Source organism: Sutterella sp. AM11-39, from assembly GCF_003472385.1.
Lineage (GTDB): Bacteria > Pseudomonadota > Gammaproteobacteria > Burkholderiales > Burkholderiaceae_F > Duodenibacillus > Duodenibacillus intestinigallinarum.
Map to the genome: position 1 here is coordinate 290,915 of NZ_QRLV01000001.1, position 15,318 is coordinate 306,232.

Below are 15,318 nucleotides of genomic sequence, written 5' to 3' on the forward strand. Positions count from 1 at the left end.
CACCAAACGGAAAGAAAGGAAAACGGCAGACGTTGAGAAAACCAACATATCTGCCGTCAGAAGTAATCAGTTCCTTGTTTCTTCCCAGTCAAAAAGCTTTTATTCCTTCGCCCCTGCGGCACCCCATACATCGCCCCAGGAGCCGGTGAGCGCCCCTTTGGCGTAGTCAACCACGCGGTTTTCAAAGAAGTTGGTGTGCGTCACGCCTAGCATCGCGTCGACCCAGTTGAGAGGATTTTTCTCCGACTTAAAGATCGGCTTCAAGCCGAGTCCCATCAGGCGCCGATCGGCAATGTAGCGGATGTAATCCTTGACTTCCTGCTTGGTAATGCGCTTCATGTCGCTTACGCCGAAGGCGAGTTCAATGAAACGATCTTCCAGGTCAACCATCGTTTCGGCGATCGAGTAGATGCGTGCCTTGAGTTCATCGTTCCAGAGCTGCGGATTCTGCTTGATGTACTCACGAAAGAGCATCGTCATGGATTCGGTGTGCAGCGTCTCGTCAGCAATCGACCAGGCAATGATCTGCCCCATGCCCTTGAGTAGTCCGTTGCGCGGGAAGTTGAGCAACATCACGAAGCTCGAAAACAGCTGCATCCCTTCGGTGAAGGCCGAAAAAGCGGCAATCTGGGCGGCAAGCTCGTTTTCCGACAGGCACTCGTTAAAAAACTCGTGCTTTTTGGCCATCGCCTCGTACTGCAGAAACTCGTTGTAGACGGTCTCGGGCAGGCCCAGCGTCTCGATCAAATGCGAGTATGCCGCGATATGCACCGCTTCTCGGCCGGCAAAGCTCGAGAGCATCATGCGGATTTCCGGTTGAGGAAACTGGGGCAGATAAGTCGTGACGTAGGCTCCCGACACGTCGATGTCACCCTGCGTGAAAAACCGCAGGATCTTCGTCAAAAAATCGCGTTCGGAATCCGTGAGCCTGAGCTGGAAGTCCTTGACGTCTTCCATCATCGGCACTTCCGTCCAAAGCCAGTGCATTTGTTCGCTTTGAACGAACGCATCGTAGGCCCACGGGTAGGCAAAGGGCTTGAAGTAATTGCGGTTGCCCGCGAGTTTCAGTGCGCTTTTCTGCATTTCTTATCCTTCACAAGCAAGGCAGCCGGTGTCGTCGGCCACAGCCCGCATATCAATTTCGTCCTCAAGACGCCGACGGACGGCAACCTGGCCGACCTTGTCGGCTTTTCTCAGCTTGTCGCTGCGGCAGTAGTAAAGAGACTTCAGCCCCTTCTTCCAAGCCATAAAGTGGCAGGCGTGCAGATAACCGATCGGCACGTCGGGCGCAAAGAAGAGATTGACGCTCTGGCCCTGGTCAATATAGGGCTGGCGATCAGCTGCCAGTTCAATGATCCAGCGCTGATCGATTTCCTGAGCCGTCTTAAATACGTCTCTGACCTGCTGCGGCAAATCCGTGCGGTGTTGCACGCTGCCGTCGTGGGCAATCAGATCACTCCAGACTTCGTCTGTATCGAGACCGAGTTCAGCCAAAACGCGTTTGAGGAAGCGATTCTTGACGATATGCGCGCCGGAAATCGTGTCCTGCCGGAAAACGTTGGCTCGAATCGGTTCGATTGACGGGCTCGTGCCGCCCGTGATCAACGACGACGAGGCGTTAGGAGCCACGGCCATCCAGTGGCTGAAACGACGGCTGACGCCGGCAGCGGCCGCATCGGGACATGCTCCGCGCTTTTCACACAGAACCTTGTCGGCACGCTCGCATTCGTTTCGGATGTGGCGAAACATCGCCATGTTGGTCACTTTTGCGACAACGCTCTCAAAGGCAATGCCGTTTTTCTGCAGATAGGCATGGAAGCCCATGGCACCGAGCCCCACACTACGCTCGCGCATGGCGCTCAATCTCGCACGCGCAATCGTGTCCGGAGCGTGATCGATGAAGTATTGAAGCACGTTGTCGAGAAATTCCATCACGTCCTCGATGAACTGAGGCACGTGCTTCCATTGATCGAAATACTCCAGATTCACGGACGAAAGACAGCAGACGGCCGTACGCTCCTCGTTCGTGGGCAAGAATATTTCGGTGCAAAGGTTCGATCCGTTGATCTTGAGCCCCTGATCGGCAAGCCACTTGGGCAACACGCGGTTGGCCGTATCGGTAAAGACCAGGTACGGTTCGCCGGTGTGCATGCGCATTTCCAAAATACGCTGCCAGAGATCACGGGCACTCACCGTTTCAACCACTTTACCGGTGGCCGGGTGTTTGAGCTCCCACGAATCGTCATAGTCGGCATCACGCATACTCGCTTCGATCTTCTCCATGAAGGCGTCGGAAATATTGATGCCATGATGCAGATTGAGTGCGCGCATATTGGGGTCGCCCGTGGGTTTGCGCATCTCAATGAACTGAACGATGTCAGGATGATCAATCGACAGGAAGGCCGCGTAGGACCCGCGCCGCGTCGAACCTTGACGATACGCAAGACAGGCCGCATCGTAGACCTTGAGATGAGGCATGACACCCACGCTTTTGTCGTCAGCATTGCGAATGCCCACGTGAATGCCGACGCCACCGCCGAGCATCGAAAGCCAGTTGACTTCGGAAAGCGTATTGACCAGCCCTTCGGCCGTATCGGGCATGTAGCTCAGAAAGCACGAGACCGGCAGACCGCGCTTGTTACGCCCGAAGCTCAAAACAGGCGTCGAAAAACTCAGCCAATGGCGACTCGCATAGTCATAAATACGTTGCGCATGTTCGGGATTGCTCGCAAAGCTTTCCGCCACAAAGGCGTAGCGCTCCTGCGGAGATGTTTCCCCTTCTCGCATATAGCTTTCGCGCAAGCGTTGCAGCCCCAACTCGTCAAAAAGCGCATCGCGCGATAAATCGATCTGAACGGACATAACTGATTACCCGGCAAGAAAAAAGAGCTAACCGCTGATGCGCGGCGCCTCTGATTTAGATGTCCGAAAAATACTATATGGCGATATGTTCGATCGCAATCACACAATATGCTGTTGTCTTTGCCGATGACTCGGCGCCAACCCGTTGATACAGCGGCAAAAATTGTCCCCGCTCTCAAAACAACAAAACACACTTTTTGCCTTTTTCGACTGCCAAAAATGACAGTCTGCGTCTTTTCGCGCAATGAAAGCCACGTAAAGCGTTCTTTTTCTACCGAGAAATAGAAGTTCAGCAGTAGAAGGAGGTAGAATGCGGGTTTTCCTGCTTGTGACGGGAGGGGTGATTATTCCCGTCATTTTTGTCTGCCAAGTACAAGAAACTTTGTGACGCTGTCGGCAAAGTGTTTCGTCGCAATCCGGACCGACGTTCTGATTTCGCGCAACGTTCCACAACATTTTCCCTAAAAACAGATCACTAGAAAGTTTGCTTTCCATCGAACTTTCATCAAGTTTTCATTTGCTCTGCAGATAAAGCACCTAAACTCTAGGCTGTCTCTTTCCTGCCTAAAAAAACAACAAGGACAGAGCGCATAAGTAGCCGTCACCGCTTTATTGTCGTTTGAGCGCTACAAAATCAAACTCTCGGAGCCAAAGTCGTCATGGACTTTCTTAATCATCTCGTCAGTGAGATCAATAGTGTCCTTTGGGGCGTTTTCTGCCTGATTCCCTTGCTGTGCGGCACGGGCATCTTCTACAGCATCAAGCTTCGTTTTGTGCAGGTACGCAAGTTCGGCCTCGCCACGCGTTTACTGTTCGGCGGCGCCACGCTTTTTGGCAAGCGTGCCGATAAAACGGGCATGAGCTCATTCCAAGCTTTGGCTACCGCCATCGCTGCTCAAGTGGGTACCGGCAACGTTGCGGGTACGGCCACTGCTATCGTCTCGGGCGGCCCCGGCGCCTTGTTCTGGCTGTGGGTTGCCGCCTTCTTCGGTATGGCCACCATCTTTGCCGAAGCGGTGCTGGCTCAGACCTTCAAAGGCAAAGACGCCAACGGCCACGTGGTCGGCGGTCCTGCGTACTACATCACCAAGGGTATGGGTGAAAAATGGCGTCCGATGGCCGTCTTCTTCTCTATCGCCATCATCATTGCTCTGGGTTGCATCGGCAACATGGTGCAATCCAATTCGATTTCCAACGCCATGCACACGGCTTTCGGCGTTCCGCTGGTCATCACCGGTATTGTGACAGCCATTCTCGCCGGTGCGGTTTTCTTCGGCGGCGTCGCCCGTTTGGCGTCTGTGACTGAGAAAATCGTTCCCTTCATGGCCGCCATTTACATCATCGGCGGCTCCTACGTCATTGCTTGTCACGCCGGAGAACTTGGCAATGCGTTCCGTCTGATCTTTGTGGCTGCATTTGATCCTCAGGCTGTTATGGGCGGCGCACTCGGTCTGACGGTTGCCAAAGCCATGCAGTTCGGCGTTGCCCGCGGCTTGTTCTCCAACGAAGCCGGTATGGGTTCCACACCGCACGCTCACGCCGTTGCCAAAGTAGAGCACCCGGCCGAACAGGGGCTCGTCGCCATCTTCGGCGTTTTCGCCACCCTGATCGTTGTTACCTTCACGGGCATCGTGATTCTCGTGACCGGCGTACTCGACTTCCAGAGCACCGGCATTGCGCTCACTCAGAAGGCTTACAACGTGGGGCTGGGTTCGTTCGGCGTAAGTTTTGTTGCTATCTGCCTCTTCTTCTTTGCCTATTCAACGATCATCGGCTGGTACTTCTTTGCCGAACAGAACGTGCGCTTCCTCTTCTCTGAAAAAGCGCTCCTTCCCTATCGCGTGATTGTCTGCGCCTTCATCATTGTCGGCGCCACGCTCAAGGTTGATCTGGTGTGGGCACTGGCCGACCTCTTCAACGGCCTGATGGTCATTCCCAACCTGATTGCATTGATTGCTCTGCACAAGGTTGTCGGCAACTGCCTTGATGACTTTGAAGCCAAGTTGGCCAAATACGAGAAGACACAACAAAACATCTCTCACAGTTAACGAGAGTTTTGCTGCAGGCAGTACGAGGCGCTTTCTTCACGAATGCGCCTCGTTTTGCATCTGCTCACGGACATCCAAACCGACACATCACACGGGCATGGTCATGCAAACGATTGAGGACCGCCTCAATCTCCGCACCCTGTAGCAGTTGCGTCTCGGGAGCCTCGTCGGCAACCGCACGTAACCAAAAACGCTCGCGGTTTACAGCACGATCGTATTGTTGTGCGGCCATTTCAGAAACCAGCACCGCCCCGGCTTCGAGTCTCTCGCGACTGCACTCGATGATTGCCTCGGCATACGTTTCGTTGCGATCCATCCAATGGAATAAATGCTCGGGCGCAGCAAGACGGTCCGATTTGCTGCGATTGCACTTCGGACAAGCCAGTACAAAGTTAAATGTCCTTGTATGCGCGAATCGCGAGTACGGCAAAAAGTGGTCAACGTCGCAACCGGAATCCAACTTGCGACCGCAGTAAAAGCACGTCTGCGCAGGCGTCGATTCCCTCAACACGTCTCGAATGGCCGCAAGCGTTTCCGAGCGATGCGGATAGAACAGAAAGTCGCGCAGCGTGGATTCCGGCGTCTCGCCAAGCACGCCGGAATTGGCCCGGATTGAGCGCAGCATCTTCTCCCACCGCGAAAAGATCAGTTCCTGAACGATCGGCTGAAACCGACACAGCAAAACTGCGACTTCTCGACGTACATAAATCCGATTGGTACGATCGTCCTTATCAAACAGGAACTCGTAGCCTTGCATGTACTGCAACGGATTTTTCTTCAGAACTCGCGTCTGACAGTCCTTGACCAGCCGATCGAAATCCTTCTCAAAACGCTGCGCCTGCAAAAATGTCAGCCATTGCGCGTCTGCCGGACACAACCGTTCCTGAAAAGCCTGAATCAGCGAAATGACAAGCGCATTACTGCCGCCGAAGCTTTGTCGCAACACAGCGTCTTTAACAGAACTCTTGTCGGCTCGCGGATAGGCTTTGGCTTGTGGCCAATAGATGCGCAAAAACTCAAGCGCCAGCTCGCGATAGCTGATCTCAAAAACTTCCGAATCAGGATGATTTACAAAAGGAATTTCTCCTGCCTTGTTCGTGACGGCCAGCACCAATGCCAACTTGTAGGTGGTGTTGAGATCGTTGCCAAGTATCAGCTTCTGAATCGAAAGCAGAAAGTCTTCGACTGACAAAGTCATTTGAGAGGTCCACAAACGTAGAAGACACCGTTCGGACCATTGTACCTTCATCCCGGACCACGAAAATACGGGCAAAGCACAACACCTTGCCCGTCAAGGAGATTGCGGTTTTCCGAAGAAGTTGCCTTCCCGGAAAACCGCCTGAGGAGACAAATTATTTGCCAAGGACCTGAGCAGCAGCGTTTTCACCGGCCAGGCGACCGAACGTGATGGTTTCACTGATCGAGTTGCCGCCAAGGCGGTTCTTGCCGTGCACGCCACCCGTGACTTCACCGGCCGCATACAAGCCGCCGATGGGCTTGCCGGAGGTGTTGATCACCTGCGTCTTGCCGTTGAACTTCAGGCCTCCCATGTAGTAGTGGATAGCCGGCGTGATTTCGATGGCGTAGAACGGAGCCTTGTCGACCTTGAGCTTGGCATTCAGACCTGGACGGTTGAAGTCGGGATCCTTGCCGGCTTCGGCGTACTTGTTGTACTGAGCAATTGTCGCTTCAAGGTTCTTGGGATCGATGCCCGCGTTCTTGGCAAGTTCCGCCAGCGTCTTGCCTTCCTTGGCAAGCCCCAGTTCGAAAGCCGCACCGGTTTGCTTGACACTCTGACGAACCTTATCGTCAAAGATTTCAAAAGCCGTGCCACCGGTTTGCTTCGACACAGCAGCACTCGTCACGTCGCGCGTGGTGAGTTCGCTGATAAAGCGCTTGCCTTCGCGGTTCACAAACACCGCACCTGCTCCGCGCACCGTTTCGGAAACAATCACGGGGCTGCCGACCAACAATGTCGGATTGAGCTGAATTTCCTTGGCATCGACCACAGCCGCGCCAACCTTCTGTGCGAGCACCATGCCGTCGCCCTGGCTGCCCGGCTGATTGGACGTCTTCACATCCGCGCTGATGTCCGGACGTAGCGACTGAACGAGCTTAGCATTGGCGCCGATGCCGCCCGTAGCCAAAACCACAGCCTTGGCATTGATGCGATACAGGCCCGAATGCTTGCCTTTGATGAGCGCACCGGTCACATTGCCCTTGTCGTCGGTATAAAGCTTGACCATCTTGGAGTTCAAGCGCAGATCAAGATTGGTTTCCTTAGCGTGATCGCGGAAGAACTTGGAAAGATACGGTCCCACGAAAACGCCGCCCGCAGGTCCGTGCATACGAGCTGCCGAGGCACCGCCGCCACGGCCGACATGCGAGAGCACAGCACCGCGATCGGCAAGCCACTTGATCGAATCAGCTGAACGTTCGGCCAGAATCTTGGCAAGCTCGGGGTTGCTCACGTTCTTGCCGCCCTTCATCGTGTCTTCGAACATCAGCTTGGCATTGTCCTCTATGCCTTTTTCCTTCTGATAAGGAGTGCCGGCCGCATTCATGCCGCCAGCTGCAAGCTGGCTGTTGCCGCCCGGCACCGCCATCTTTTCGACCATGATGATGTTCTTCACACCGGCTTCCTGTGCCGTAAAGGCTGCCACAAAGCCTGCAGCACCGGATCCGACCACCAGAATATCGGTGGTTTCCGTCCGTTCGGGCTTGGCGTTGTCGTACTTCGTCAGATCTTCATACTGAGAAGCCGGCTTGGCACCCTTGCCGAACTTCATATCCTTCATGGACGGGAAATCATGACAGTTGGTGCAGTACGCGACGGAAGGCGTATGACCGGAATGGCAGGCCGTGCACTGAACGTCACCCAAGTGACTCTTGTGCGGATTGGGCTGATGCGGCTTTTCCGTTTTCTTGACCAATGCGTTGGGCTCGTGGCACATCACGCATTGCTTATTGATTTCCGTTTCCGAATCACTGACCTTGTCCGTGGTGTGACACATCTGACAAGAGATTCCCTTCTGGTTGTGGGCACCCGCCAAGAACGAGGCTTTGTCTCCCTGCGAATAGGATTTCGTCATTTCGGCTGAAAACGCATAGGCGCCGGACGACAAACCGAGGCCGAGAATAACCGCACTCGCCAAAATGGTCAGTCGTTGGAATTTCATCTTTCTCTCCTTGCTTTATTGTTTAGCAAATCCGAATCCCTCTCAGAAACTCGAATTTTTTCGGCAAAGTCCAAAATCAGTTGGGGAGCTAATAATTTCGGACTTCTTACGGGCATGTTAAGCTTAGGAAAAGAATTCATCCATCAGTCTTTTTCAAAGGTTACGTTCGGAATTTCCGAATGAATCGCACCTTTTTTGCTTTCGCAATGCAGCACTTTTCCTTAATTGATCTCAAAACATTTCGCGCCGTGGCCGACGAAGGCAATCTCACGCGAGGAACTGCACGAGTGCATTTGAGTCCCTCGACCGTCTGCGCCCGCATCAAAGGACTCGAGTCAAGTTTGGGGGTGCCTCTTTTCACACGATCGGCACAGGGTATGGCAGTAACGCCTGCCGGCGAAATCGTGCGGCAGGGAGCTCTTCGCATTGAGCGCGACATTGATGGCATGCTTCGCGATCTCGAGCCTTTCGTGAGTCGCGAGGCCGGCACGCTTCGGATCGTCTCTAACTACGGCGCTGCCATGAACTTTCTGGCCGATGGGCTGGCGCGTTTTTTGAAGGCACATCCTGACGTTTCGATCTCTCACCATCGCTGTTCTTCACGCGACGTGGTCGAGGCCGTTGCCGAAGACAAAGCCGACATCGGCCTGAGCGCCTTCGTTGGCGACTATCCGGGCGTTACTTTCATAGACTACGCCCGCGACGATCTTGTGGTGATCGTAAGCATCGATTCCCCGTTGGCGCACCGTGAAGCATTGGATTTCGCCGAATGTCTGAACGAGAACTTCGTCTCCCTGAGCGAACACGTCGAAATGCAGCGTTTCGTCGACGAAAGAGCGAGAGAACTCGGCCACAAGCTCGTTCCCAAGGTTCGCGTCTCCAATCAACCAATCCTCTTTCAGATGGCCGCCGCAGGTGTTGGAATCGGCATTGCCAGCCGCGTCGCTTTCGAAGCTCAGCCCCACCCGCGCGCCCGTGCGGTAAAGCTCACCAACGCCTGGGCGCAGCGCCACATTCGAATTGCGATCCCTGCGCAAAAGGAACGGCGGCTTCGTTGGGCCACGGAGCTCGTCGAAGCGCTGAGAAACGGCACCAATTTCACAATCCCTCAATCAAACTGAATTTTTTGAAAATTGACCGCTGTTTCGCTCGGCTAAAATCGGGCGCATTACCAAAACAACCGTTTCAAGCTTCGTTATCAGCCCAATTTCGAAACCACCGTGAAAACCATCGACAACCTCGAAGCGTGGGAGGTGCTCGTCGTTGCCGCCCGTACGCGCAGTCTCTCGCGCACCGCTATTGTCCTTGATCTTGATTTGCCCAAGGTCTCGCGCCTTCTTCACAACCTTGAAGAAGAGCTCGGCTTCGCGCTCTTTGACAAGTCTCACCGTCCGATCTCACCCACGCCGCGCTGTGCCGAACTCGTCAAGTCCGTCGAACCTCTTGTCACCGGTTTTCGCAATCTGGAAATCTTCACCCGCAATCATCTGACGGACAAACTCACCATTCGCTTTGCCGCCCCCATTGAGCTTGCGAGATTATTTTTCTCCGAAGCCTTACTGCACTACTCGAGCGACCACCCCGATGTGGAATTTGCGATCCTGCCCGAAGTTCATCCGGATGCGATCCGGGCAGACACGGTTGATGCCATCGTCGCTAACCGCCTTCCGCTTGATGATTCCGGCCTCGTCGTTCGGCAATACAACAGCTCCTCCACGCCGGTGTTCGCCACACCCGAATACCTGAATAAACACGGCATCCCCCAATCCCCCGAAGACCTTTCCGAGCACACCGGACTGCTGCTTAAAACCGTGGCTCATGACCCAACGGACGTTCTGTACAACGTCAGTGGCGACTGCGCGCCGATTCACTGGAAAAACACGTTCATGACGCACGACCAGATGAGTTTGAAGCAATTGCTGCTCAACCATCAGGGCATTACCGTGGACCTCTATGCCGGCCACGTACTCGAGGAACTTCAAAACAGAACGGTTGTTCCCATTCTCGAAGGTTGGGAGCGAGAAGTCTGGACAATGTGCCTGATCACTCGTCTGGAAGACGAGCGCAATTCCCCGAGACTGCGTGCGTTTGCCGAATGGTTCATGATCACTCTCGGCACTCAGATGCGAAACTTCAGCAAGCTCGCGCACATGGCCGCAACTGTTGCGTTCGACCGTGCCCGCCGACAGTCAGGTAATTGAGCAATACCGAAGAATCGCCCGCGCTGCGCGTCTTCCGTCGGCCACCGCCGTCGACACAAAAGCCGCTCCGCGCACAGCATCACCCCCGGCGTAAATTCCGGCCACGTTCGTCGCGTTGTTGTCATCCACGCAAATGCGGCCTGCGTTATCAAATGCAACGCCGCTGCCGGCCAACCAGGGAATCGGTTCCGGCCTAAATCCGTAGGCAACAAAGACAACATCCGCAGGCACTTCGAGTTCTTTTCCGTCCCCATCCCTGCACAAAACTGCCGACACAATGCCGCCGGCAGACACGAGACGCTCTACCTGCAACCCGCAAAGAATCTCTGCTCCCTCTTCTTGGGCCTGTTGCAGTTCGCCAACCATAGCTCGCAGTGCTTCTCTCGGCTTTCTTGCCACAGCCGTCGCCGAGGCCGCCCCTTCTCGAATCGCACAGCGCAAGCAATCCACCGCCGTATCGCCGCCGCCGAGCACCACGACGCGTTTGCCTTTTACATCCGGCATTTGGTTCGACTCACCGAGCGCTCGACGACTGACTGCTCCCAACAGCACCATGGCAGGCAACACCCCAGGCAAATCCTCTCCCGGCAGTGACAGACCGACGGCGCAACCCGCGCCGGTGGCCACAAACACCGCATCGTTTTGCCGACGAATCGACTCGAAGTCCAGCTCCTTGCCCAATGTCGTTGCCATCACCAGCTTCACGCCCAGTTCGTTTAAGAGCGCTCTGCGCCGCGCAACAACGTCTCGCGAAAGCTTAAACGGCGGAATGCCGTAGGAAAGAAGCCCGCCAATATCCCTTTCTTTGTCGTAAACCGTCACATTCACGCCGCGTCTGGCCAGATAATCGGCGCAAGCCAGCCCCGCCGGTCCTGCTCCGATAACCGCTGCTTTGGCAGGCACTCTCGCGCGACGAATGCCGGGTTTGAATCCGTGGTCAAGCGCATACTGCGACACCGCGCGTTCGATATCGGGAATCATCACTGCGCCTTCGGCTTCCTGCATGGAGCACACACGCTCGCAGAACCGTTCGGACGGACAAACCCTTCCGCAGATTTCAGGCAAGGCGCCTTCCTGCAGCATCAATCGAGCCGCACCATCCACATCGCCCCGACTCAAAAGAGCCATCCACTGCGACACACGGTTACCCTGAGGGCAGACCGAGGTGCATCGACCGCATCGCAAGCAACGCGAGCTCTGCCTGACAGCCTCCCGAATATCGAGCGGCCGCCTGACTTCTTCGTAACCGACGAGACGTTCAGCGACAGGCACGATTTCGATTCGGCCGCGCGCCGGCATCGGAGCCGTCTCGACAAAAGGCGACGACGGCAGCAACGGGAAACTCACTGCTCGTGAAGGGCAAACTTCGGCACAGGCACGGCACTTGATGCACACTGAAACGTCAGCGCTCGTCAATTTTCCCCTTCTGAGATCAATACCCTCCGGACAAGCGTCCGCACAAATGCGGCAGTCCACGCCATGCGTCGCATGCACGCAGGCTTTGGGATTGATGCGCGGCACAAAAAGGCGATTCAATCGGCTCATCAGCCCGATTAGGGCTCCCAGCGGACAGAAATTGCGGCACCAACGTCGCAGCACCAGCAGTTCCAAGACAAGAAATGCCGCAAAAATCAAAACTTCCCAGCCCGATTCATTGAATTGGAACAACCGCGAAAGTGCGATCACCACGGCAAAGGTCAGACCGACGGGGCAGATCAAGCAGAACACAGGAAAGCCGAATACGGCACTTGAGGCCAGAGCGCCGGCAAGAACAGTCAAAGGACCGGCGTCTGCCGCCTGCCGTTTTTGTGCTGCCGTTTTCTTTACCGCTTCACCCGCACTGCAGCTTGAGCAGCCGGCACACGATGAAATGCCGCACGTTTCCGCGTGCTTGTCTTGTGTCGGCTGTGCCGGCAGAACAATCTGCCGTTGCGTATCTTCCTCCGCAACATCTTCTTCCTTTTCTCGTCTGCGCCCTCCCGTTTTCAGAAATTGCAGCAAACGGGAAACGGACGGAACGGGACAAAGCCAGCCGCAGAAAAAGCGCCCGAAAATCACCACCAGCACGAAAAAGACAGCCAAAGCAGCAAGCGCTCTGGGCAAAATCGTCTTTTCGGCAAGCATTGTTTCAAGAGCGCCCAAGGGGCAAATCGCCGCAATCTCCTTCCAACCGAAGGAAGACAAGGTACCCCATCCGGTGTGCCAGATCGTTCCGACAACCGTGAACAAAATGAAAACGACGGGAATCAGCGTACGCAGCCAAGACGACTTCAGAGGCTTTTTCATTTTTGAGCCTCCTTGTGAATTGGATGAATCACAACTCCCCGTTGTGAACCGTCCTTAAACGACTGCAGAACATTAGCCGGACACACCTTCACGCACAAACCGCAACCGTTGCACTTATCCGCATGAATCACCGGACGGTTTCGGGCGTCCAGCGTAATGGCCTTGTATTCACACTCGTCGTAACAAAGCCGACAAGCCCCGGTTCGAAGCGCAATGCAACGCTCGGTGAGTTCGGCCACACCCACCTTGACCGTTTTGGGATCAAACATTTCGATGGCATGCGTCGGACACACCCGAGCACAGTCCTGACAAAAGTCGCAGTGTCCGAGATGAAAATCAAGAAAGGGCGTACGGACATGGATGAGCCCGTCGGAAAATCCCGCCACCGAAATCACATTCAGATGACAGACGCTGCGGCAGCGGTCGCACCGAATGCAGCGCGCCAAGAATTCGTCTTCGCCGACACTGCCCGGAGGACGAATCAGCTCGCCTGATCCCTTCGCGCCGCGCACGCCCGCCCCCAGGGCAAGCAACGCCGTGGCACCGACGGCACCCGCCACCACCTGTCTGCGCGTGACCGCTTTGTCGTTTAGCTCGGACATTCCTGCAGCATGTCTTCTATCGCACCCTTAAGCGTGAAGACGAAGCCCTCGAGGATATATGACCAACCCTTGTAGAAGGGCGAAACGGGGCAGGCACGGATATCGTCGCAAAAACGCGAAACCCAGTTTTCAATATGCGTTTCGATAAACGTCTTTTGCAGCCGAAGAACATCACACGCTTCGGCCTCCTTACCTTCTTCAAAAAGCTTGGCCGCGCGGCCGCTCAGATGTGCCAGAAACTGAATCTCCAACGCAATGTGGTCTTCATGCAGATCACAATCTTCGCTTTTGACGAATCCGTACTTGTGGTACAGCTGACGCACGGCCTCATAGGCATCCTGCATCACCAACCGCGTCGGACTCGTGTAAACGGACTCAAACGGATAGGCCGCCACCTGATTGACAACACCGGCACCCAAAAAAGCGCGGGCAAAATCAGCTGCCGCTGTCTCCTCCTTATCTTCCCCTGCGCCGTCTGCAAGCCAATCCGCAATCATGTCTGCGCCTTTGGCCGCACGTTCGTGAAAATTCCACGCATCCCGATCTTTCATCACCACATCCATGTAGGCCTGCTTCATTTCAAAAGCAAAAGCCGAGGCAATGACTTTCCCAAGATCGGCAAGTGCACGGCATTGCGAGTCACGGTTGGTCAACATGATTTCCTTTCTCATTCAAAATTCAAATAGCGCTATCGCGCGAAAAAACTCCAGGCAGCCGACCCGAGCCGCAGCACAACGATTTGCCAACCCGCACAACCGACTAGGGCCGCAAACAGAGCCGCGGTAAGCGCCACTCTCGATTGCCTGGCCAACAACGTCAGTCCCCATGGGAGCACGACGCCCGCACCTACGGTCAGCCCCCAAAACCAGGTCGCCAGATCGCCCGTCAGCACGCGCGAGGCCGTCGGCTCCACGGCATCGGTTCCGCCGACAATGACAAGGTAAAGCGCCAGTCCGAAAACAGCAAAACCGCCGGCAGCCAAACTCACCCGCCTGTCGAGCGCGTAGCCGTGGACGGCCCCAACCAATCCCATTGTCGCAACCCCGATCAGCGCCGCATAGCCGAAAAACGGCAACACGATGCTCCACGTATTCCAGGCAGCGCGCCACGGCATGACGTAGTTGCTTGCGTGAGCCATCAGTACCAGTGCGGCAGCAACGGAAGCGATCAGCGCCAACTTGCGGCACGTTGACTCGTATGCGGCTCGGTGGATGGCCGCCAAATAGGCGGCGCAAGCCGCAAGCGCTACGATCCATGCAACCCCAAGCTTGAAAATCGAGGAAGCGGGATTGGAAAAGGCCGCAAATATCAATTGCGGCCTGCCCAACTGCATCAAAGAAGTGCCTGCCAAAGCCAGCAATGCGATACAGGCCAGCGCGCTTGCCAGCGTAAGCGACGGAACAGGCGCACTGCGTCTCTCGAGCACGGCGACCGCGCCCGAAAGACCTGTCGCGGCGGCGGCAAACACCGCCGCAAGCACTGCGGCAAAGCCGACACCCATATTCAACTCCGATCAGAGCATCTTCGGAGGATTGGGCTGCCAGGGAGCGTTCTTCTTGTGCAGGATGTAACGCACCGTGGGCTTGTTGCCGCTATCGGGCATCGAGTGCACGTTCTCGGGACCGGCCGCTGCGATCGCCTTGGAAACATCGCTGTTGGGGTCATCAATGTCTCCGAAGAAGCGAGCGTTTGCGCAGCATACCTTCACGCAAGCGGGCTTCTCGCCCACCTTCTGCAGATGGTCGCAAAGCGTGCACTTCTCGACCACCTTGGCCTGCGCATTGAAGCTGCGTGCACCATAGGGGCACGCGGCCATACACATCTTGCAACCGATGCACTTTTCCTTGTCAATCAGAACCTGACCGTCTTCCTTGCGCTGATAGGTGGCCCCCGTCGGGCACACCTTCACACAGGGAGCCTCACGGCAGTTTTGGCAAACGGACGGTAGAAAATACTGCTGGATGTCTGGAAATTTTCCGAGCGGTCCGATGGTGAGCACCTTGTTGTAGTGCACACCCAGCGGAATGCTGTTTTCATTCTTGCAGGCAACTTCGCAGGCATAGCAGCCGATGCAGCGATCAAGATCGATAACCAATGTCTTGTGGGTCATCTTTGTTCTCCGTTGTATTTTTTATCGGTC

At 55.4% G+C, this 15,318-nt stretch carries 12 protein-coding genes; 3 read left to right on the forward strand and 9 right to left on the reverse strand.

Translation table 11 applies throughout. From position 1 onward, the window contains the following. Positions 1 to 99 precede the first annotated feature (99 nt). Both DW133_RS01390 and DW133_RS01395 read right to left on the reverse strand, forming a co-directional pair. The gene (locus DW133_RS01390) at positions 100 to 1,083 is read right to left on the reverse strand and encodes a ribonucleotide-diphosphate reductase subunit beta (RefSeq protein ID WP_118274475.1); all 984 of its coding nucleotides are present in this window, start codon (positions 1,081 to 1,083) and stop codon (positions 100 to 102) included. 3 nt (positions 1,084 to 1,086) lie between these two features. Further along, positions 1,087 to 2,862 carry a ribonucleoside-diphosphate reductase subunit alpha gene (locus DW133_RS01395; protein ID WP_118274477.1) on the reverse strand — a complete coding sequence of 592 codons (1,776 nt, stop codon included), beginning with the start codon at positions 2,860 to 2,862 and terminating at the stop codon, positions 1,087 to 1,089. A gap of 659 nt (positions 2,863 to 3,521) precedes the next feature. Between DW133_RS01395 and DW133_RS01400 the strand changes: the two genes are divergently transcribed. After that, complete coding sequence (locus tag DW133_RS01400) at positions 3,522 to 4,910, forward strand: sodium:alanine symporter family protein (RefSeq protein ID WP_118274479.1); 1,389 nt, start codon at positions 3,522 to 3,524, stop codon at positions 4,908 to 4,910. A 64-nt stretch (positions 4,911 to 4,974) separates the two neighbouring features. Here DW133_RS01400 and DW133_RS01405 read toward each other — a convergent pair whose 3' ends face one another. After that, the gene (locus DW133_RS01405) at positions 4,975 to 6,108 is read right to left on the reverse strand and encodes an HNH endonuclease domain-containing protein (RefSeq protein WP_158571085.1); all 1,134 of its coding nucleotides are present in this window, start codon (positions 6,106 to 6,108) and stop codon (positions 4,975 to 4,977) included. Between the two features lie 154 nt (positions 6,109 to 6,262). After that, a complete protein-coding gene (locus DW133_RS01410; RefSeq protein ID WP_118274483.1) occupies positions 6,263 to 8,089 on the reverse strand; it encodes a flavocytochrome c in 1,827 nt (608 codons plus the stop codon). Positions 8,090 to 8,268: 179 nt separating this feature from the next. On the opposite strand from DW133_RS01410, the gene DW133_RS01415 reads away from it, so the two are divergent. Together DW133_RS01415 and DW133_RS01420 are read left to right on the forward strand one after the other, a co-directional pair. Continuing rightward, positions 8,269 to 9,210: a LysR family transcriptional regulator gene (locus DW133_RS01415; RefSeq protein WP_118274485.1), complete on the forward strand. Its 942-nt coding sequence runs from the start codon at positions 8,269 to 8,271 to the stop codon at positions 9,208 to 9,210. A 99-nt stretch (positions 9,211 to 9,309) separates the two neighbouring features. After that, positions 9,310 to 10,290 carry a LysR family transcriptional regulator gene (locus DW133_RS01420; protein WP_118274487.1) on the forward strand — a complete coding sequence of 327 codons (981 nt, stop codon included), beginning with the start codon at positions 9,310 to 9,312 and terminating at the stop codon, positions 10,288 to 10,290. Here DW133_RS01420 and DW133_RS01425 read toward each other — a convergent pair. Genes DW133_RS01425 through DW133_RS01445 form a run of 5 tightly spaced genes read right to left on the reverse strand, consistent with a single transcriptional unit; the run spans position 10,279 to position 15,288 of the window. Next, the gene (locus DW133_RS01425) at positions 10,279 to 12,576 is read right to left on the reverse strand and encodes an FAD-dependent oxidoreductase (protein ID WP_118274489.1); all 2,298 of its coding nucleotides are present in this window, start codon (positions 12,574 to 12,576) and stop codon (positions 10,279 to 10,281) included. The genes DW133_RS01420 and DW133_RS01425 overlap by 12 nt on opposite strands. Beyond that, positions 12,573 to 13,178: a 4Fe-4S dicluster domain-containing protein gene (locus tag DW133_RS01430; protein WP_118274491.1), complete on the reverse strand. Its 606-nt coding sequence runs from the start codon at positions 13,176 to 13,178 to the stop codon at positions 12,573 to 12,575. The genes DW133_RS01425 and DW133_RS01430 overlap by 4 nt, the downstream gene beginning before the upstream one ends. Then, positions 13,166 to 13,834, reverse strand: coding sequence for a molecular chaperone (locus DW133_RS01435; protein WP_233542070.1), 669 nt, complete (start codon positions 13,832 to 13,834; stop codon positions 13,166 to 13,168). The genes DW133_RS01430 and DW133_RS01435 overlap by 13 nt, the downstream gene beginning before the upstream one ends. A 32-nt stretch (positions 13,835 to 13,866) precedes the next feature. Further along, on the reverse strand, positions 13,867 to 14,679 hold the full coding sequence (locus tag DW133_RS01440; protein WP_118274493.1) for a hypothetical protein: 813 nt from the start codon (positions 14,677 to 14,679) through the stop codon (positions 13,867 to 13,869). Positions 14,680 to 14,691: 12 nt separating this feature from the next. Then, positions 14,692 to 15,288 carry a 4Fe-4S dicluster domain-containing protein gene (locus tag DW133_RS01445; RefSeq protein WP_118274495.1) on the reverse strand — a complete coding sequence of 199 codons (597 nt, stop codon included), beginning with the start codon at positions 15,286 to 15,288 and terminating at the stop codon, positions 14,692 to 14,694. Positions 15,289 to 15,318: the final 30 nt, after the last annotated feature.